General features: G+C 66.9%; 18 protein-coding genes. 10 read left to right on the top strand and 8 right to left on the bottom strand.

The genetic code is table 11. From position 1 onward, the window contains the following. Positions 1–5: 5 nt before the first annotated feature. From hsaC to hsaA, 3 genes are read right to left on the bottom strand one after another with little or no spacing between them, the layout of a single operon-like run. Positions 6–905, bottom strand: coding sequence for an iron-dependent extradiol dioxygenase HsaC (gene hsaC, locus HNP02_RS25615; RefSeq protein WP_184443352.1), 900 nt, complete (start codon positions 903–905; stop codon positions 6–8). 2 nt (positions 906–907) lie between these two features. After that, complete coding sequence (gene hsaD / locus HNP02_RS25610) at positions 908–1,828, bottom strand: 4,5:9,10-diseco-3-hydroxy-5,9,17-trioxoandrosta-1(10),2-diene-4-oate hydrolase (RefSeq protein ID WP_184443350.1); 921 nt, start codon at positions 1,826–1,828, stop codon at positions 908–910. Further along, the gene (hsaA, locus tag HNP02_RS25605) at positions 1,828–3,012 is read right to left on the bottom strand and encodes a 3-hydroxy-9,10-secoandrosta-1,3,5(10)-triene-9,17-dione monooxygenase oxygenase subunit (protein WP_184443348.1); all 1,185 of its coding nucleotides are present in this window, start codon (positions 3,010–3,012) and stop codon (positions 1,828–1,830) included. Before hsaA ends, hsaD begins: the two co-directional genes overlap by 1 nt. Before the next feature lie 181 nt (positions 3,013–3,193). Here hsaA and HNP02_RS25600 point away from each other — a divergent pair, with 181 nt between their 5' ends. Both HNP02_RS25600 and HNP02_RS25595 read left to right on the top strand, forming a co-directional pair. Beyond that, positions 3,194–4,261: a ferredoxin--NADP reductase gene (locus HNP02_RS25600; RefSeq protein ID WP_184443347.1), complete on the top strand. Its 1,068-nt coding sequence runs from the start codon at positions 3,194–3,196 to the stop codon at positions 4,259–4,261. Between the two features lie 40 nt (positions 4,262–4,301). Beyond that, a complete protein-coding gene (locus tag HNP02_RS25595) occupies positions 4,302–4,844 on the top strand; it encodes a hypothetical protein (protein ID WP_184443345.1) in 543 nt (180 codons plus the stop codon). Here the strand turns inward: HNP02_RS25595 and HNP02_RS25590 are convergent. After that, entirely contained in the window at positions 4,841–7,039 is a 2,199-nt protein-coding gene (locus tag HNP02_RS25590) for an acyl-CoA dehydrogenase (protein ID WP_184443344.1), read from the bottom strand. The two genes, HNP02_RS25595 and HNP02_RS25590, sit on opposite strands and share 4 nt — an antisense overlap. Positions 7,040–7,317: 278 nt before the next feature. On the opposite strand from HNP02_RS25590, the gene kstR reads away from it, so the two are divergent. Together kstR and otsB are read left to right on the top strand one after the other, a co-directional pair. After that, a complete protein-coding gene (kstR, locus tag HNP02_RS25585; RefSeq protein WP_184443342.1) occupies positions 7,318–7,923 on the top strand; it encodes a cholesterol catabolism transcriptional regulator KstR in 606 nt (201 codons plus the stop codon). A gap of 3 nt (positions 7,924–7,926) precedes the next feature. After that, the gene (gene otsB, locus HNP02_RS25580; RefSeq protein WP_184443340.1) at positions 7,927–8,670 is read left to right on the top strand and encodes a trehalose-phosphatase; all 744 of its coding nucleotides are present in this window, start codon (positions 7,927–7,929) and stop codon (positions 8,668–8,670) included. Here otsB and HNP02_RS25575 read toward each other — a convergent pair. Both HNP02_RS25575 and HNP02_RS25570 read right to left on the bottom strand, forming a co-directional pair. Continuing rightward, on the bottom strand, positions 8,667–9,764 hold the full coding sequence (locus HNP02_RS25575) for a substrate-binding domain-containing protein (RefSeq protein WP_184443338.1): 1,098 nt from the start codon (positions 9,762–9,764) through the stop codon (positions 8,667–8,669). The genes otsB and HNP02_RS25575 overlap by 4 nt on opposite strands. Before the next feature lie 48 nt (positions 9,765–9,812). Further along, positions 9,813–11,057: an NADH:flavin oxidoreductase/NADH oxidase family protein gene (locus HNP02_RS25570; protein ID WP_184443336.1), complete on the bottom strand. Its 1,245-nt coding sequence runs from the start codon at positions 11,055–11,057 to the stop codon at positions 9,813–9,815. 109 nt (positions 11,058–11,166) lie between these two features. Between HNP02_RS25570 and HNP02_RS25565 the strand changes: the two genes are divergently transcribed. From HNP02_RS25565 to HNP02_RS25555, 3 genes are all read left to right on the top strand, one after another. Then, positions 11,167–11,835, top strand: a complete 669-nt coding sequence (locus tag HNP02_RS25565; RefSeq protein WP_184443335.1) for a TetR/AcrR family transcriptional regulator — start codon at positions 11,167–11,169, stop codon at positions 11,833–11,835. A 21-nt stretch (positions 11,836–11,856) separates the two neighbouring features. Continuing rightward, positions 11,857–12,417, top strand: a complete 561-nt coding sequence (locus tag HNP02_RS25560) for a TetR/AcrR family transcriptional regulator (RefSeq protein WP_184443333.1) — start codon at positions 11,857–11,859, stop codon at positions 12,415–12,417. Between the two features lie 86 nt (positions 12,418–12,503). After that, positions 12,504–13,199 (top strand): SDR family oxidoreductase, encoded by a 696-nt coding sequence (locus tag HNP02_RS25555; RefSeq protein WP_184443331.1) that lies wholly within the window; start codon positions 12,504–12,506, stop codon positions 13,197–13,199. A 16-nt stretch (positions 13,200–13,215) separates the two neighbouring features. Here the strand turns inward: HNP02_RS25555 and HNP02_RS25550 are convergent, their stop codons facing one another. Then, the gene (locus HNP02_RS25550; RefSeq protein WP_184443329.1) at positions 13,216–14,052 is read right to left on the bottom strand and encodes a sulfurtransferase; all 837 of its coding nucleotides are present in this window, start codon (positions 14,050–14,052) and stop codon (positions 13,216–13,218) included. A 30-nt stretch (positions 14,053–14,082) separates the two neighbouring features. On the opposite strand from HNP02_RS25550, the gene bluB reads away from it, so the two are divergent. Further along, positions 14,083–14,748 (top strand): 5,6-dimethylbenzimidazole synthase, encoded by a 666-nt coding sequence (gene bluB, locus HNP02_RS25545; protein ID WP_184443327.1) that lies wholly within the window; start codon positions 14,083–14,085, stop codon positions 14,746–14,748. Beyond that, on the top strand, positions 14,748–15,674 hold the full coding sequence (locus HNP02_RS25540) for an MBL fold metallo-hydrolase (protein WP_184443325.1): 927 nt from the start codon (positions 14,748–14,750) through the stop codon (positions 15,672–15,674). Before bluB ends, HNP02_RS25540 begins: the two co-directional genes overlap by 1 nt. Here HNP02_RS25540 and HNP02_RS25535 read toward each other — a convergent pair. Continuing rightward, entirely contained in the window at positions 15,667–16,701 is a 1,035-nt protein-coding gene (locus tag HNP02_RS25535) for a glycerophosphodiester phosphodiesterase (protein WP_184443323.1), read from the bottom strand. The two genes, HNP02_RS25540 and HNP02_RS25535, sit on opposite strands and share 8 nt — an antisense overlap. 105 nt (positions 16,702–16,806) lie before the next feature. On the opposite strand from HNP02_RS25535, the gene HNP02_RS25530 reads away from it, so the two are divergent. Then, complete coding sequence (locus HNP02_RS25530) at positions 16,807–18,057, top strand: SLC13 family permease (RefSeq protein ID WP_184443502.1); 1,251 nt, start codon at positions 16,807–16,809, stop codon at positions 18,055–18,057. Position 18,058 lies beyond the last annotated feature (1 nt).

Genomic DNA, 18,058 nt, shown 5'->3' with positions numbered 1-18,058 from the left:
CCGGGCTACTTGAAGCCGATGGTGAAGTCGTGGCCCCACAGGCTGACCGCGGTGCTCTCTCTCGCGATCCAGTCGTCGTCCTCGACTTCGAGTCCTTCACAACCGAATTCGATGTCGAAGCCGCCAGGGGTCTTCATGTAGAACGACAGCATCTTGTCGTTGACGTGGCGGCCGAGCGTGGCCGACATCGGCACCTTGCGGCGCAGCGCACGATCGAGGCACAGGCCGACGTCGTCGCTTTCCCCGACCTCCAGCATCAGATGGACTATGCCGCTTGGGGTCTCACCCGGCATGAACGCCAGGCTGTGATGACGCGGGTTGACGCCGAAGAAGCGCAGCCACGCAGGAGGGCCGTCGGCAGGCCTTCCGACGAGTTGCGGTGGCAGCCGCATCGAGTCGCGCAGCTTGAAGCCGAGGACGTCGCGGTAGAAGTGCAGCGACTCGACGTCGTCCTTCGTGGTCAGCACCACGTGGCCGAGCCCCTGCTCCTCGGTGACGAACTTGTGCCCGTACGGGCTGACGACACGGCGGTGTTCCAGCGCGGCGCCGTGGAACACCTCCAGGGTGTTGCCGGAGGGGTCGTCGAACCTGATCATCTCGTCGACCCGGCGTTCGGCGAGTTCCGCGGCCGTGGCCTCCTTGTACGGCGTGCCCTCGACGTCGAGCCGCTTGCGGATGTCCTGCAGTTCCGCGGCATTGGCTGTCTCCCAGCCGGATTGGATCAGCCGGTCGTGCTCACCGGGGACGATGATCAGACGGGCAGGGAACTCGTCCATCCGCAGATACAACGCACCGTCGGTCGTACCCTTGCCCTCGACCATGCCGAGCACCTTGAGGCCGTACTCGCGCCAGGCCCCCACGTCGGTGGCCTCGATGCGCAGGTAGCCAAGGGACTTCATGCTCATGATCAGGCCCCCTTGGATCCGCTCAAGAAATCGGCGGTCAGTTTGTTGAATTCCTCGAACTTCTCCAGCTGAGCCCAGTGCCCGCACTGCCCGAACACGTGAAGTTGCACGCGCGGGATCTGCTTGAGTGCCACCAGGGCGCCGTCGAGCGGGTTGACCCGATCCTCCCTGCCCCAGATCAGCAGCACCGGCTGGCGCAGTTTGTACACCTCACGCCACATCATGCCGAGCTCGAAGTCGGGGCCTGCGAACGACTTTCCCATCGCCTTGGCGGCGGCAAGCGACTCGGGCTGGCTGGCGATGGCGAACCGTTCGTCGATCAGCTCTGGCGTGACGAGCTTCTGGTCGAAGACCATGATGCGCAGGAACTTCTCCATGTTCTCGCGCGTGGGATCGACGGTGAACTTGCCGAGCAGTTTGACGCCCTCTGTCGGGTCGGGCGCGAATAGGTTCACGCTCAGTCCGCCGGGGCCCATCAACACCAGCCGGCCGGCACGTTTCGGGTTGTCGAGGGCGAACCGCACCGCGGTGCCTCCGCCGAGCGAATTACCTACCAGCGCAGCCCGTTCGATGCCGAGATGGTCGAACAGGTTCAGCAGCGCGGTGGCGCTGTAGCGGTTGTACTGCTCGTGTTCGGTGTGCTTGTCGGAGTGCCCGTAGCCGGGCTGATCGACGGCGAGCACGTGAAACTGCTGCGCCAGCACCGCGATGTTGCGGGAGAAGTTCGACCAGCTCGACGCGCCGGGTCCGCCACCGTGCAGCAACACCACCGTCTCGGAATTCCCAACGCCCGCTTCGTGGTAGTGCAGGCGCATGTCACGGGCTTCTCCCGTCGCTTCGCTCGCCCCGATGCGGACCTGCGCGTAGCGCGAGGTGGATTCGAACGTTACGACTTGTTCGGGCGTCGATAAAGACTGAGTCATCAGACCATCGTGTCCTGGGGCGGCAGCCCGAACTCGTTGTTGCCGAAGATGAGGTAGGCGCGCTCCGGCTCGTTGGCGGCGTGCACTCGCCCGGCATGGGCATCACGCCAGAACCGTTGCACGGGAGCGTCGTTGTTCAGTGCGGTGGCACCCGATGCTTCGAACAGCCGATCGACGGACGAGATCGAGCGGGCGGTGGCGCGCACCTGGTCGCGACGCGCGCGGGCACGCAGCTCGAACGGAATCTCCTTGCCCTCCTTGAGCAACGCGTACTCGTCGCTGACGTTGCCGATCAGCTGGCGCCACGCGGCGTCGATGTCGCTGGCCGCCTCCGCGATGCGGACCTTCGCGAACGGATCGTCCTTGGACTTCTCCCCCGCGAATGCGGCGCGCACCCGCTTGCCCTGGTGCTCGACGTGGGCGGCGTAGGCGCCATAGGCCATGCCGACGATCGGCGCCGAGATGGTCGTCGGATGGATGGTGCCCCACGGCATCTTGTACACCGGGTCGGTGTTGTTCTGCAGGCCACCGGCGGTGCGGTCGTTCATCGACTTGTAGGACAGGAACCGGTGCGACGGCACGAACACGTCCTTGACCACCACCGTGTTGCTGCCGGTACCGCGAAGGCCGACCACGTGCCAGACGTCGTCGATGCGGTACTCGGAGCGGGGGATCAGGAAGCTGCCGAAGTCGACGGGACGGCCGTCCTTGATGACCGGACCACCGAGGAAGGCCCACGTGGCGTGATCGCAGCCCGATGACCAGTTCCACGAGCCGCTGACGAGGTAGCCGCCGTCGACTACGGTGCCCGCGCCCATCGGGGCGTAGGACGACGAGATGCGGACGGTCGGGTCGTCGCCCCAGACCTCGTCCTGAGCCTTCTGGTCGAACAGCGCAAGGTGCCAGTTGTGCACGCCGAGGATCGAGCCGACCCAACCGGTGGAGCCACATGCGCTGCCCAGCCGGCGCACCGCCTCGTAGAACACGGCAGGGTCGCAGTGCAGTCCGCCCCACTGTTCGGGCTGCAGCAGTTTGAAGAAACCGACCTCGTCGAGCTCGGCGACGGTCTCGTCGGGAAGCTTGCGGAGATCCTCCGTGGCCTGGGCGCGCTTGCTGATGAGCGGCAACAAATCATCGATGCCATCTAGGACGGACTGCACGTCACGTTGTTCAATGGACGTCACTGGTTTGCCTCCAGGATCGGCGGGGCTAGATATCTAGAGTATCGAGAACTAGTCAGAAGATTAGAACACGTTACGATTTGTGTCGAGTAAGGCAATCCCACGGTCGCTAGACCTGCGGAAGAGCATTTTTGTAACGTGTTCTAGTTCTGAGGCGCAAGTACGACGAGAGGAAGTACGGACTGTGACGGATGAGCCGCTCGGCAGCCATGTGCTCGAGCTGCAGGTGGCAGATGTCGTCGACGAGACCGCCGACGTGCGTTCACTGGTCTTCAAGGTTCCCGACGGACCAGACGCCCCGCCGATCCCGGCCGACCGGCTGCGCTACGCGCCAGGCCAGTTCCTCACCCTTCGGGTGCCAAGCGACCGCACCGGCTCGGTGGCCCGCTGCTACTCGCTGTGCAGCTCGCCGTTCACCGGCGACGCGCTGACCGTCACCGTCAAGCGCACCGTCGGCGGCTACGCATCGAACTGGCTGTGCGACAACGCGCACCCCGGCATGAAGATCCACGTGCTGGCGCCGTCGGGCACGTTCGTGCCCAAGACGCTGGACACCGACTTCCTGCTGCTGGCCGCGGGCAGCGGTATCACCCCGATGATGGCGATTCTCAAGTCGGCGCTGTCCGAGGGCAGCGGCAAGGTGGCGTTGATCTACGCCAACCGCGACGAGAAGTCGGTGATCTTCGCCGCGGCATTGCGCGATCTCGCGGCCAAGTACCCCGACCGGCTGACAGTCGTGCACTGGCTCGAGACGGTTCAGGGTTTGCCGACCGCGGTGGCGCTCGGCGGTCTGATCGGGCAGTACCTGGGCCGGGACGCCTTCGTCTGCGGCCCTGGCCCGTTCATGGCCGGCGCCGAGGAAGCCCTCAAAACGGCAGGTGCGGCACCGGAGCGGGTGCACATCGAGGTCTTCAAATCGCTGGAGTCCGACCCGTTCGCCGCAGTGGTGATCGAGGAAGACGACAGCGACGAGGGGCCCGCAACGGCGGTAGTGACGCTGGACGGTGAGACCCACGAGGTCAGCTGGCCGCGCAACGCCAAGCTCCTCGACGTGCTGCTCGACAAGGGCCTGGACGCACCGTTCTCCTGCCGCGAGGGGCACTGCGGGGCCTGCGCGGTGCTGGTCAAATCCGGCACCGTCGACATGCACGTCAACGACGTGCTCGAACAGTCCGACCTGGACGAGGGTTTGATCCTCGCCTGCCAATCCCACCCAACATCGGATTCGGTCGAAGTCACCTACGACGAATAGGCCGCGGGCTAACATTCGCCGGACCTGAAGAGGGAGCACCATGAAACGGTTTGCCTGCTCTGCCGCGCTGATCTCGGCGACGTGGCTCGCCATGGCCCTCGTCGCGCCGACGGCCGTGTCCGCGGCCGCGCAGAACTCCGCCACCGCGTCGATCCCCATCGACGACGTGACCACGCTGGAGATCCATACCACCGCCAACTGCGTGAAGGCCGACAACCAGTGCTACTTCACGTCGGCAGCGAACCTGCTGACGCCCGACGGTCCGACCGGTTTCCCTGCCCAGTTCTACGCTAAGCAGAACACCACGCTGCGGTCGATGAACAAGTTGGTCTACCTGGACTCCGACTTCGATGCCCCCAACACCAGGATGTTCAAATCCGCTGGGCCGGTTGAGTTCAGCACCGTGTACTTCGACGGCGGACCGCCCGAGAAGTTCACCTTGCACGGCAACACCCGCACCACCGACTGGTCCACCGGCCAGCCGAAGACCGACGCCGACTACATCGTCTGCTCGTACATCCAGGTGGTGTACGCGAACGTCAACCTGACCTCGCCGAGCGCCTGCGCGCAGACCACGTACTAACGCGGCAGGCCGAGGAGCCGTTCGCCTGCGACGGTGAGCAGGATCTGTTCGGTGCCGCCCGCGATGGACAGGCACCTGGTGTTGAGGAAGTACCGCACGTCGGGCGAATCGACGATCCCGGATCCGGCGTAGGACTCCATGATGATCTCGGCGAGCGACTGCCGGTAACGCACTCCGATCAGCTTGCGCACACTCGACGGCGCACCCGGATCATGGCCGCCAAGAGCCATCTTCGCGATCAGCTGATCGAGGAGCGAGCCCACCTGAGCCGCCACGATCAGAACGCCGAGCTGGTCGAGTTCGGCGACGTCGAGGTCACGCCCCTCGACGATTTCGAGTAGATGCTCCATGCCCTTGTCGAGGGCACCGCCGGAGGCCATCGCGATCCGCTCGTTGGCCAGCGTGGTGCGGGCGAGCGGCCAACCACCGTTGACGTCTCCGACGACCATCTCGTCGGGCACGAACACGTCATCGAAGAACACCTCGTTGAAGAGGTTGTCGCCGGTGATCTCGCGCAGCGGCCGGATGTCGATGCCCTCAGAGCGCATGTCGACCAGGAAGTACGTGATGCCCTTGTGTTTTGGAGCGTCTGGGTCCGTTCTCGCGAGACACACACCCCACTGGGCCCAGTCCGCTCGCGACGTCCATACCTTCTGCCCGGTGAGAAGCCAACCTGACCTTCCATTGCTCCTCGCGTCCGCACCTTCGGCGCGAACGGCTTTCATGCGCAGTGAGGCGAGATCGGAACCTGCGCCCGGTTCACTGAACAGCTGGCACCAGAACACCTCGCCGGTCAACGTGGGAGGTACGAAGCGTTCGATCTGCTCCGGGGTTCCGTGCTCGAGAATCGTTGGCGCAGCCCACCATCCGATGACCAGGTCGGGACGCGCGACACCCGCCGCGGCGAGCTCCTGGTCGATCACCAACTGCTCGGCCGGGGTGGCGGCGCGCCCGTACGGCTTCGGCCAGTGCGGCGCCAGCAGCCCCGTCTCGGCAAGTGCCACCCGCCACTTGTCTTCGGTCAGGGCCGCGATGTCGGCGATGGTGGCCGCGATCTCAGGTCGAATGTCTTCGGCGCCAACGACGTCGACGTGCAGTTGCCTGCGCACGCCGGCCCGGGTCAGCTCCGTGCTGCGCCGCAGCCAATGCGACTTGCCGCCGAGGAACTGTGCAAGGGCGTAGGCACGGCGCATGTAGAGATGCGCATCGTGCTCCCAGGTGATGCCGATGCCGCCGAGCACCTGGATGCAGTCGCGCGCGTTGACCTTTGCCGCTTCGATGCCGATGACAGCAGCGACCGCAACGGCGATCGACAGCTGCAGTTCGTCCTTGTCGGTGACGGCGCCCGCCGCGTCCGCGGCGGCGACCCGGATCTGCTCGGAACGCAGCAGCATCTCGGCGCACATGTGCTTGACCGCCTGGAAGCTGCCGATCGGCTTGCCGAACTGCTCGCGCACCTTCGCGTACTCGGTCGCCGTCTCGAGCATCCAGCGCGCCAGCCCGGCGGCCTCGGCGGCCATCACGGTGGCGGCCAGGTCGACGACGCGCTGATACGCCAGATCGAGCGTGGCGGCAGGCGCCGACGACAGCGTGACGCGAGCCAGCGGGCGCGAGAAGTCGGTGGCGGTCAATGCCTCGACCGTCACGCCGTCGGCGGTGGCGTCGACCAGCACCCACTTGTCAGCAGTAACAACCCCCGAGTCGCTGCGCTCTCCCCCGCAAGCGGGGGGACCCCCAGCACCGGCGGGCAGGATCAACAAGCCGTCTGCCAACCCGCCCAAGACGAACTCGGCAGTGCCCGTGGCGGTGCCCGATTCGTAGCCGATGTCGGAGCGCAGCGCGACGCCCGCGGTGCGTTCGCCCGAGGCCAGTGCTTCAAGGAGGGTCTCGTCGGTGATGACCAGGGTGGCCAGCGCCGTCGTCGCCACCGGGCCAGGCACCAGCGCGGCGGCCGCCTCGTCGATCATCAGGCAGAGGTCTTCGACGCTTCCGCCTGCACCGCCCAGTTCCTCGGGGATCGCGACGCCGAAGATCCCCAGTCGCGCCAGGCCCTGGTACGGGGCCCGCCACGCGTCGGGGTCGCCCTGCTCGACCGCACGGGCGGCCGAAATCGAGTCCGAAGACGCGGCCCAGCTACGGACCATGTCGCGCACGGCAAACTCTTCGTCAGTGACGGTGGCGGACGCAACAGGCATCTCCGGCCTCCTAGCCTTGGGCGAGAACGCGATGCTTCTCACTAGAACGTGTTCTAATGGTGCCAGCGTTCTGACGTCAAGTCGACCGCCATTACAGCAGGACACGTGGGTGTCCCGGGGGCACGGAGGTGGGAAATCAGAGTTCGGCATGCGTATCGTTTTCACCCAGTGCGCAATCTGAAGGAGCTGACCGCCGCATGTCAGGGTCTTCACAGCCAGCAGTTACCAATCCGGGTTCGGGGTCCGATTCGGCCGCCAGCCCGCGTCAGGTGATGAACGTGGCCGTTCTTGCAGAATCCGAACTCGGGTCCGAGGCTCAACGCGAGCGTCGAAAGCGCATCCTGGACGCCACCCTCGCCATCGCCTCCAAGGGCGGTTACGAGGCAGTTCAGATGCGTGCAGTGGCCGAACGCGCGGATGTCGCGGTCGGCACGCTGTACCGCTACTTCCCGTCGAAGGTGCACCTCCTGGTGTCCGCTCTCGGCCGGGAGTTCGAGCGCATCGACGCCAAGACCGACCGTGCTTCCCTCTCGGGCGGCACCCCATATCAGCGACTCAACATCATGGTCAGCAAGCTCAACCGCTCCATGCAACGCAACCCCCTGCTGACCGAGGCCATGACGCGTGCGTTCGTGTTCGCCGATGCCTCGGCCGCCGGTGAGGTTGATCACGTCGGCAAGCTGATGGACTCGATGTTCGCCCGCGCCATGAGCGAGGGCGAGCCGACCGAGGACCAGTTCCACATCGCCCGCGTGATCTCCGACGTGTGGCTATCGAACCTGCTGGCCTGGCTAACCCGGCGCGCCTCGGCCACCGACGTCAGCAAGCGACTGGACCTCGCGATGCGGCTACTCATCGGCGATGGGGAACACCCTAAGATTTGACCGGTGCGCCTCCCGGTAGATCTCGTCCGTGCGCTCGACGGCGTCGCTGCGACACCGCACCTGCTCGTCGCCTCTGACTTCGACGGCACCCTCGCACCGATCGTCCCCAACCCCGCCGACGCCCTTCCCCTGCCCGGCGCTGCCGAGGCACTGCTCGCGCTGGCCGCGCTACCGTCGACCACCGTCGCGTTGGTCTCCGGGCGGGCCCTGAGCACGTTGCGCGAGTTGTCCTCCATGCCGCCGCCGGTGCATCTGGTTGGCAGTCACGGCGCGGAGTTCGACACCGGGTTCGCGCACGACATCGACAAGGATCTGCTGGACCGGATCATCAGCGAACTGACGGAGATCGCCGCGAACCGACCCGGCGTGACCGTGGAGCCAAAGCTGGCCAGTGTCGCGCTGCACGTGCGCAATGCCAGCGCGGCCGATGGCGCGGATGCGCTGGACGAGGCGCGGGCCGCCGCACGGGCGTGGGACGCCGAGGTCACCGCGGGCAAGGCGGTGCTGGAGTTCGCGGTCATCTCGACCGACAAGGGTGAGGCGGTCGACATCATCCGCGACCGGGACGGCGCGACGGCCGTGGTGTTCTTCGGCGACGACGTCACCGACGAGAAGGTGTTCCGGCGGATGCGGATGAGCGACGTCGGGGTCAAGGTCGGGCCCGGCGACACGTTGGCGGGATATCGGGTGGAATCCCCAGAGGACGTCGCGAGCGCGCTGACCTACCTGTTGGAGCAGCGGCGTTAGACCGGGCCAGATGTCCGGCCGCGCACCACTTCGGTGTCGAGCACCTCGACCACGGGCAGGCCGGAGCGCGGCGGGTTGTGCAGCAGCCGCCCGGCGTGCCTGCCCTTCTCGATGCTGGGCTGCTTCACCGTCGTCAGTCCGCGGGCCAACGCGTCGGGGATGCCGTCGAACCCGGTCACCGTCATCTGGCCGGGCACGTAGATGCCGCGCGCCCGCAGATAGTCCATCGCCGAGAGCGCCAACACGTCGGCGGTGCACATCAGCGCGGTGATCCGCGGATTGGCTTCCAATGCCACCTCGGCGGCTGCCCCGCCCGACGTCGGAAGGTGCTCGTAGCTCTCCACCACGGTCAGGGATTTTGGATCCAGCCCGGCGGCGCGCATCGCGTCGTGGACGCCGTTGATGCGTTCGCGCTGGACGTGGAAGTGCGGGCTGTCGACCCGCTCCGGATCGGCCACCGCAGGGCCGCCTGCACTGTGCGGCCAGTCGCGCCCAAGCCGCATCGTCAACAGCCCGATCTCGCGATGCCCGAGGCCAACCACGTGCTCGGCCATGGCGCGCATCGCCGCGCGGTCGTCGATGCCGACCCGGGATGCGCCAGGAAGGTCCTTGGGTTGGTCGACGACCACCGTGGGCAGGGCGCGCTGCGCGACGACGGGCAGATACGGATCGTCGTCGGAGGCGGCGTACACGATGAAGCCGTCGACGCCGGCGGAGAGGACGGCAGCCGTGCCGTGATCCACGGTGCGGTTGGGCCCGACGGCGACGAGCAGTAGGCCCTGCCCGGCTTCCTCGCACGACTCGGCGAGACCGGCGACGAAGTCCATCGCCGCCGGATCGCTGAACGAGTAGTTGAGCGGTTCGGTGATCAGCAGGCCGACGGCCCCCGCCCGACGGGTGCGCAGCGAGCGCGCCACCGGATCGGGCCCGGCGTAACCCAGCCGCTTGGCGGTTGCCAGCACACGATCGCGCAGGTCGGGCGAGAGTTGATCCGGCCGGTTGTACGCGTTGGAGATCGTGGTGCGCGAAACCTTCAGCTCGGCGGCCAACGAGGCCAGAGTCGCCCTACGTCGCGGGGCCGGACCTCTGGACATGCTCTGTGACGTTAGTCGATCGAATCGATACTGCCCGGTAACCGTGCGTCAGAGGCCACGCTTGCGGCCGAAGGACGTCGTGCCGTTGCGACGCAGCATCGCGAGAGTGGTGGCGATGCGTCCGCGATCGAGGTCGGGTTCGAGGCCCGCACCGACACGATGCAATTGGTCGGTGTGCCAGGAGAGTTCGAGAAGGCCGTCGAACGATTTGATGTCGATCAACCGCCCGAGCACACCGCGCATTCCGGCGCGCACCTGATGTTGGGTGAGCGTCTCGGCGCGGCCGGCAAGGATCACGTCGGCGGCGTCGGTCGTCGTCGCGGTCGGCCTGCCAAGACCGACGACGTCGCACTCACCGTCGGCCACGGCGTCGTCCATCGCGGCGCGGGAACGGAATCCGCCGGTGACCGCCAGCGGGATGTCACCGGCCAGGCTGCGCACCGTGCGGGCGTACTCCAGGAAGTAGGCCTCGCGTGCTCGGGTGCTGTCGGCGGCCTTGCCCATCATGGCGGGTTGTTCATAGCTGCCGCCGCTGACTTCGATCAGGTCGATGCCCTCGCCCGCCAATGCCGCCACCACGGAGCGAGATTCGTCTTCGGAGAACCCGCCGCGCTGGAAGTCGGCCGAGTTGAGCTTGATGCCGACGGCGAAGCTCGGTGACACCCGTGAGCGGATGCGGCGTACGACTTCGAGCACGAAGCGCATCCGCCGCTCGGGGTCGCCGCCCCACTCGTCGTCGCGCTGGTTCGACAACGGCGACAGGAACTGCGCGACCAAATATCCGTGGGCGCCGTGAATCTGCACACCGTCGAATCCCGCCGTCTCGCATACCGCCGCCGTGGCTGCGAAACGCTCGATGATGTCCTCGATCTCGTTCGACGTCAGCTCACGAGGCGTTGCCGCACCGGGGAAGTTGAGGGCCACCGGGCTCGGCGCGACGGGCGTGTGCCCGAGCGCGAGCGGGTTCGACTGCCGCCCTGGATGATTGATCTGTACCAGGATCGGAACGCCTGCGTCCTTGGTGGTCTTGGCCCAGCGCGACAACGCGTCGAGGTTGCGCTCGTCCTCGATGACGACGTTGCCCGGCTCACCGAGCTGCGTGCGATCGACCATCACGTTGCCGGTGACGATCAGACCGTACCCGCCACGGCTCCAGCTGGTGTAGAGCCGCTCCAGCCGCTCGTCGGGAGCATTGCGCTTGTCGCCGAGCCCTTCGCTCAACGCGGACTTCATGATCCGGTTCGGCAGCACCAGACCGCAGGGCAGTTTCAGGGGGTCGTGCAATGAAGTCACGGGGACCTTCCTTTCAGGGACGCCGCGCATGACGGGATTGACGTGCAATAACGAAGTTATCGGCTAATATAACGAAGTTATCCTTACGTCGCAAGGGAGTCGTGAAGCAATGCCGGAGGGTGTGCCCGAGCGGCTCGTCGAGGCAGCCATCCGCCTACTGGCCGAACAGGGGCCATCGGCCATCAAGGCCCGCACGGTCGCGGCGGCAGCGGGGCTGTCGACGATGGCGGTCTACAGCCACTTCGGTGGGATTCCCGAGCTCACCCGTGCCGTCATCGATCAGGGTTTCAAGGAGCTCGGCGCAGAGTTTCTTCGACTGCCCGTGACCGACGATCCGATGGCCGATCTCGCGCTTCAGGCGCTGACGTGTCGGCAGGTCGCTCGCGAGAACCCCCACCTCTACGACCTGATGTTCGGCCTGTCGACACGCGGAAGCTATCGGCCCCAACAGACCGAATCCTCCTGCGCGAGTGGACGTTCACACGCGTTCTTGGGCGCCTACACTCACGTCCTGGACGCGTGCGCACGGCTGGTGAACACCGGCAGGGTCAGACAACAAGACCCCCAGTGCATTGCGGCTCAGTTGTGGAGTTTCGCGCACGGCTTCATCACCCTCGAGCTCGCCGAGACCTTCACCGGGTTCGTCGACCCGGTCAGGCAGGTGTTGCTACCGCTCGGCGTTAATGTCTTTGTCGGACTGGGCGATACGCGTGAGCACGCCGAGATCTCGCACGAGGAGGCGGCGCGTCTGTTCGAGTCGATTCTGGCCACGAAGTAAACCTATCGGTATACTTCAGGCATGAGTACCCAGGGTGGTCGTGGCGCACGCCAGCGCATCCTCGACACCGCGACCAGGCTGTTCTATCACGAAGGCATCAACGCGACCGGCGTCGAGCGACTTGCCAACGAAGCGTCGGTATCCAAACGGACTCTTTACCAACACTTTCCGAGCAAGTCCGCCGTGGTGGAGGAGTACCTGCGCACCATCCAGCGAGGCGTCGGCGACCCCATCCAACCCGGACCGGATGCCGACCGGCGAGACCCCCGCGCCCGGATCCTTGCACTGTTCGACACTCCGCGCGGACCCATGCGTGGCTGCCCGTTCCACAACGCCGCCGTCGAGGCTGCCGACGCCATGCCAGAAGTTCAAGACATCGTGCACACCCACAAGCGCAACTTCGTGAACGGCCTCGCCACGCTGACGAAACAAGCCGGTGCCGCCAACCCCAAGCTGCTGGCCAACCAGCTCGCCGTGCTCTACGAAGGTGCCGGGGCGCTGTCGACCTCCCTCGACGACCGCACGCCGTGGGCACACGCCCGCAAGGCGGCGCAGACGCTGCTCGACCAAGGCATCCAGTGAAGTAGACCGATCGGTTTACAACCCTCTCAGCAGCTGCTACAGTCGCCAATGCAAGTACACCGAACGGTTTACTACAGGAGAATCACATGACTTCGCTCGCCGGTCAGACTGTGCTCGTCACCGGAGCCAACCGCGGGATGGGCCGCGAGTACATCGCCCAGCTGCTCGACCGTGGCGTCGCCAAGGTCTATGCGGCGGCCCGCGACCCACAAACGGTCGATGCAGAAGACCCACGCGTCGTTGCGCTGCAGCTCGACGTCACCGACGCCCGATCCGTCGCCGAGGCCGGAAGGACGGCGTCCGACGTGAGCGTTCTGATCAACAACGCAGGCATCGCGCGCATGACGTCGGTGTTGGACCCGGATACGTCCAAACTCCGTGCGGAGCTGGAGACGAACCTATTCGGCCCGCTCGCAACGGCTTCCACGTTCGCCGACCGGATCGCCGAGAGGTCCGGTGCCATCGTCAACGTCGCGTCGGTACTCGCGTGGTTACCCATCGGGGCGAGCTACGGGGTGTCGAAGGCCGCGGTGGCGTACGCAACGGATTCGATGCGCACCGAACTCGGCCCCCGCGGCGTGCAGGTCTTGGGCGTCTACGTCGGGCTGGTCGACACCGACATGGGCAAGTTCAGCGACGCTCCCAAGTCAGATCCCGCCGACGTGGTCCGCCAGGTACTCGACGGCATCGAGTCGGGTGCCGACGAGGTCCTGGCCGACGACGTCACCCGCGGCGTGCGTGCGGAACTTGGCAAGCCGATTCGCGAGCGAGCCAACGCCTGACGCTCGGCCCGTCGGCCTACTCGGGGCCGACGGCGACCGGGAGTGCTGAGTTCGAACTCCACTCCGACCAGGAGCCTGGATACAGCGCTGCGTCGACGCCGACGGCGGCCAGTGCGGCGAGCACCACCGACGCCGTGACACCCGATCCGCAGTAGACGCCAGAAACGTCGTCGGGTGTGAGCAGTCGCGCCAGGTCGGCGTCGGGCAGAAAGCGTCCGTCCTCGCCAAGCAGACCCGCGCTCGGCACATTCCTGGCGCCTGGGACGTGTCCGGCCACCGGGTCGATGGGTTCGACGTCACCGCGGAACCGCTCGGGCGCCCGCGCGTCGAGCAACCGCGCGCCAAGCGCCGCAGCGCCGTCGGCGTCCAGCGTCGACAGCGCACCCGCGTACAGATCGTCGTGATCGACGACCACGTCGCCGGGCTCCGGTGTCACGGTCCCGGCCTCCAGCGCGCCGTCGGCAGCGATCCATGCGGGCAGTCCACCGTCGAGGATCCGCACGTCGCGAAGGCCCGCTGCGGTCAGCACCCACCACGCCCGCGCCGACCCGGCCCGATTCCAGTCGTCGTACACGACGACCGGCGTGCCCTCGCGGATGCCCCAGCGCCGGCCCGCCCGCTCGATGCTGCGCCCACGCGGCAGGGGATGGCGCCCCCGCCCGCTGACGGTGTGATCGCTCAGCTCGTCCTCGAGCGACACGTACACCGCGCCGGGAATGTGGCCGCGCTCGTAGGCGGCCCTCCCGTCGGGCTCGGACAGCTGCCAACGCACGTCAAGGACGGCCACCGGCGCATCGGCAGCCAGGTGCTGCGCGAGCTCCGATGCGGTGATCAATACCGCTTCTCGGGTCACACCACGATCGTGCCATCTACGCTGACCCGCGTGAGCGAGCACGCGTTCAGCACGGCGGATCGGCAAGCCGTCTACCGCGTCATTGCGGAGCGGCGCGACATGCGTCGGTTCGTGCCGGGCGCGGTGGTGCCCGACGACGTCCTGGCCCGGCTGCTGCAGGCGGCGCACGCCGCTCCCAGCGTCGGACTGATGCAGCCGTGGCGGTTCATCCGCATCACCGACGCCGGGTTGCGCCGCCAGATTCATGGGCTCGTCGCCGAGGAACGTCTGCAGACCGCGCACGCGCTCGGGTCGCGCAGCGATGAGTTCCTTGCGCTCAAGGTGGAGGGCATCCTCGAGTGCGCAGAACTCCTCGTCGTCGCGCTTGGCGAGGGCAGGCGCGGCCACGTGTTCGGCCGTCGCACCCTGCCGCACATGGATCTCGCATCGGTGTCCTGCGCCATCCAGAATCTGTGGCTGGCCGCGCGCGCCGAAGGCCTCGGCGTTGGCTGGGTGTCGATCTTCGACCCGGTCCGGCTCGGGCGACTGCTCGGCATGCCCGACGAAGCGGAGCCGGTGGCGATCCTGTGTCTCGGCCCGGTGCCCGAGTTCCCCGACCGGCCTGCACTGGAGATCGACCGCTGGGCGTTCGGACGTCCGCTGGCGGAGTTCGTCTCCGAAAACGGCTGGCCCACGACGACGGTCGGGCTCGTCTGATGCGCCTCAAACTGGGCCGCCCCGACCTCGCGGACTATGCGGGGTACTTCGACCAGCCCGCGGCGACCGCGGCGTCACCACTGACCGTGACGTGGGCGGGCGTGACGACACTGCTCGTCGACGACGGCGCGTCGGCGGTGATGACCGATGGCTTCTTCTCGCGGCCAGGGCTGCTGACGGTCGGCACGCGGGCGTTGACGCCATCGCAGCCGCGGATCGACGGCTGCCTGGCCCGCCTCGGCGTGGACCGGCTCGAGGCCGTGATGCCCGTGCACACCCACTTCGATCACGCGATGGACTCGGCGGTGGTCGCCGACCGCACCGGCGCGGCAATGGTCGGCGGGGCGTCGGCCGCCCAAATCGGCTGCGGCGGTGGCCTTCCCGACGACCGGCTGGTGGTCGTGACGCCCGGCTCGCCGCTACCGTTCGGCTCGTTCGACCTGACCCTCATCGAGGGTGAGCACTGTCCGCCGGATCGCTACCCAGGGCCCATCACCGCGCCCGTCGTCCCTCCGGTGAAGGCCGCCGCCTACCAATGCGGTGAGGCGTGGTCGATCCTGATCCATCACCGGCCCACCGATCACCGGTTGCTGATCATCGGCAGCGCGGGCTTCGTCCCAGGCGCGCTGGCCGGCCAGCGGGCAGACGTGGTGTATCTCGGCATCGGCCAACTCGGCCTACAACCGGAGTCCTACCTCGTCGAGTACTGGTCGGAGGCCGTGCGCGCCGTCGGCGCGCGCCGCGTGGTGCTCATCCACTGGGACGACTTCTTCCGGCCACTGCACGAGCCGCTGCGCGCGTTGCCCTACGCCGGCGACGATCTCGACGTCTCGATGCGGGTGTTGACCCGGCTCGCCCGCGAAGATGGTCTGCCCCTTCACCTTCCGACGCTGTGGGAGCGCGCGGACCCGTGGGCGATCAGCTGACGCGGTGGTAGGCCGGCGGCAGCGGCATGCCGAGCCCGGCCATCACGCTGCGCAACAGCGTCGGATAGTCGGTGATGATGCCGTCGGCCCCTGCCGCGATCTGGGCGCGCATCACGTCGGCGTCATCGATCGTCCACGGAATGACCTGGAGCCCCAACGCATGAGCCCGCTCGATGAAGGCCTTGTCGGCCACCAGCGCGAAGTTCGGATCCTTGGTTGTCAATCCGGTGGGCACCGAATAGCCGGGCGACAGGATGTTGGCACCAACCATGGTGGCACCCGTGATCGGATCGCCGACGACGGCGGGGTTCACCCCGGCCAGCCACGGCGAGTCGGGAACCCAGGTCGTGTCATCCCACAACGCCACCAACGGAATCGACGGCTCCTGCTGGCGCACCAGTGGCAGCGAGCGCCAGTCGAAGCTCTGGATCTCGACCTTGTCGATCTTGCCCGCCGCTCTGATCACCGGCAGGATCACGTCGACGAATTCTGCTGGACTGGCGGAGTTCTCGCGATTCTCCGCCTCGATCTTCGTCTCGATGTTGTAGCGGACGTTGGCGCGGTAGGAGTCGGCGAGCGCGAAGACCTCCGGCAGGGTGGCGATCTTGTTGTGCCGCACGACCTCCGCGTTGGGGAAGTTGGGCAACAGCTTGCCGCAGTCCAGAGTGTGAACCTGTGCGATGGTGAGGTCGTGCACCAGCTTCCCTACGTAGGGATACTGCGGGTCGCCAGGGAACGCCGGTGCGGTGTCGGAGCACTTGGTAGGGTCGACGGTCGGATCGTGCCAGACCATCGGCTGGTTGTCCTTCGTGAGGACGATGTCGAGCTCCAGAGTGCTCACGCCGAGTTGGAGCGCTTTCGAGAAGGCCCGCAATGATTCCTCAGTGGTCTCCCCGCGACCGCCACGGTGTGCCTGGAGGTCGAATCCCCCTGGCGCTGCTGGCGCCGAAGGAACCGGACCAAGGACACTCAGTGCGGTCGCCGACGCGAGAAACACGATGAACGAGACGAACGAACGCGTACGCATGGATCTGACGCTAGCCACGGCGCGGTGTCATGCGATGTCGAGTCGGGTCCGTCGATGGACTCGTCACCGAATGTTCCTCTCGACGAAACGTTGGCAGGCGTTCGGATGACCGTCCTCGGGGTCATCTCGATGGTGATGCTGGCCGTCGTCCTCGGGTTCGCGATGGCCCGACCTCGTGGGTGGCCCGAAGCCGTCGCGGCCGTACCTGCGGCGGGCCTGCTGATCGCCATCGGTGCGATACCGCTGCACGACGCCACCCACGAGGTCGGGCGACTGCTGCCGGTCGTCGGATTCCTCGGTGCGGTACTGGTGTTGGCGAAGCTGTGCGACGACGAGGGCCTCTTCCATGCCGCCGGTGTCGCGATGGCACGGACGAGTGCAGGCGATCCGCGGCGGCTTCTGGTGATGGTCTTCATCATCGCCGCGGCGACCACTGCGATCCTGAGTCTGGATGCGACGGTCGTGTTGTTGACACCGGTCGTGCTGGCGACGGCCCGCACGCTGTCGATTCCGGCAAGGCCACACGTCTACGCCTCCGCGCATCTGGCCAACACCGCCTCGCTGCTCCTGCCGGTGTCCAACCTGACCAACCTGCTCGCATTCACCGCCGCGGGCCTGTCCTTCGGACGATTCACCGCGGTCATGACGGTGCCGTGGCTGGCGGCGGTGATCGTCGAATTCTTGGTGCTGCGTTGGCTCTTCGCCAAAGAGCTCAAGCCACGGGATGGCCCCAAGGAGCCACCGCCGAAGGCCGAGGTGCCGGTCTTCGTGCTCGTCGTGCTCGTCCTCACGCTCGCCGGGTTCGCCGTCACCTCTCTTCTCGACGTCGCGCCCGCGTGGGCGGCGCTGGCTGGCGCGGTGGTGCTCGGCGTGCGAAGCCTTGCTCAGCGCCGCAGCACCGTCAGCGGCATCGTGAACGCCGTCAACGTGCCCTTCCTGGCGTTCGTGCTGTGCCTCGGCGTGGTGGTCAATGCGGTGATGCTGCACGGCCTCGACACCGCGATGCGCGCGGTGCTGCCGACCGGTGACACCTTCCTCGCGCTGCTCGGGATCGCGGCGGTCGCGGCGGTGCTGTCCAACGTCGTCAACAACCTTCCCGCCGTGCTGGTCTTGCTGCCACTCGTCTCGGTATCAGGACCTGCCGGCATCCTCGCCGTCCTGATCGGCGTCAACATCGGCCCCAACTTGACCTACGCCGGTTCGCTGGCGAACCTGCTGTGGCGGCGGGTGGTGCGGCAGCACGAATTACCGGCTCCGATGGGCGAATTCAGCCGCATCGGGCTATGCACGACGCCGGTGACGGTGTTCGTCGCGGTGGCCGGGCTCTGGGCCGGGCTGCGGTTGTTCGGGGTGTGAC

It is taken from the genome of Mycobacterium sp. AZCC_0083, assembly GCF_014202335.1.
GTDB lineage: Bacteria > Actinomycetota > Actinomycetes > Mycobacteriales > Mycobacteriaceae > Mycobacterium.
This window is presented reverse-complemented; position numbering and strand designations above follow the sequence as displayed.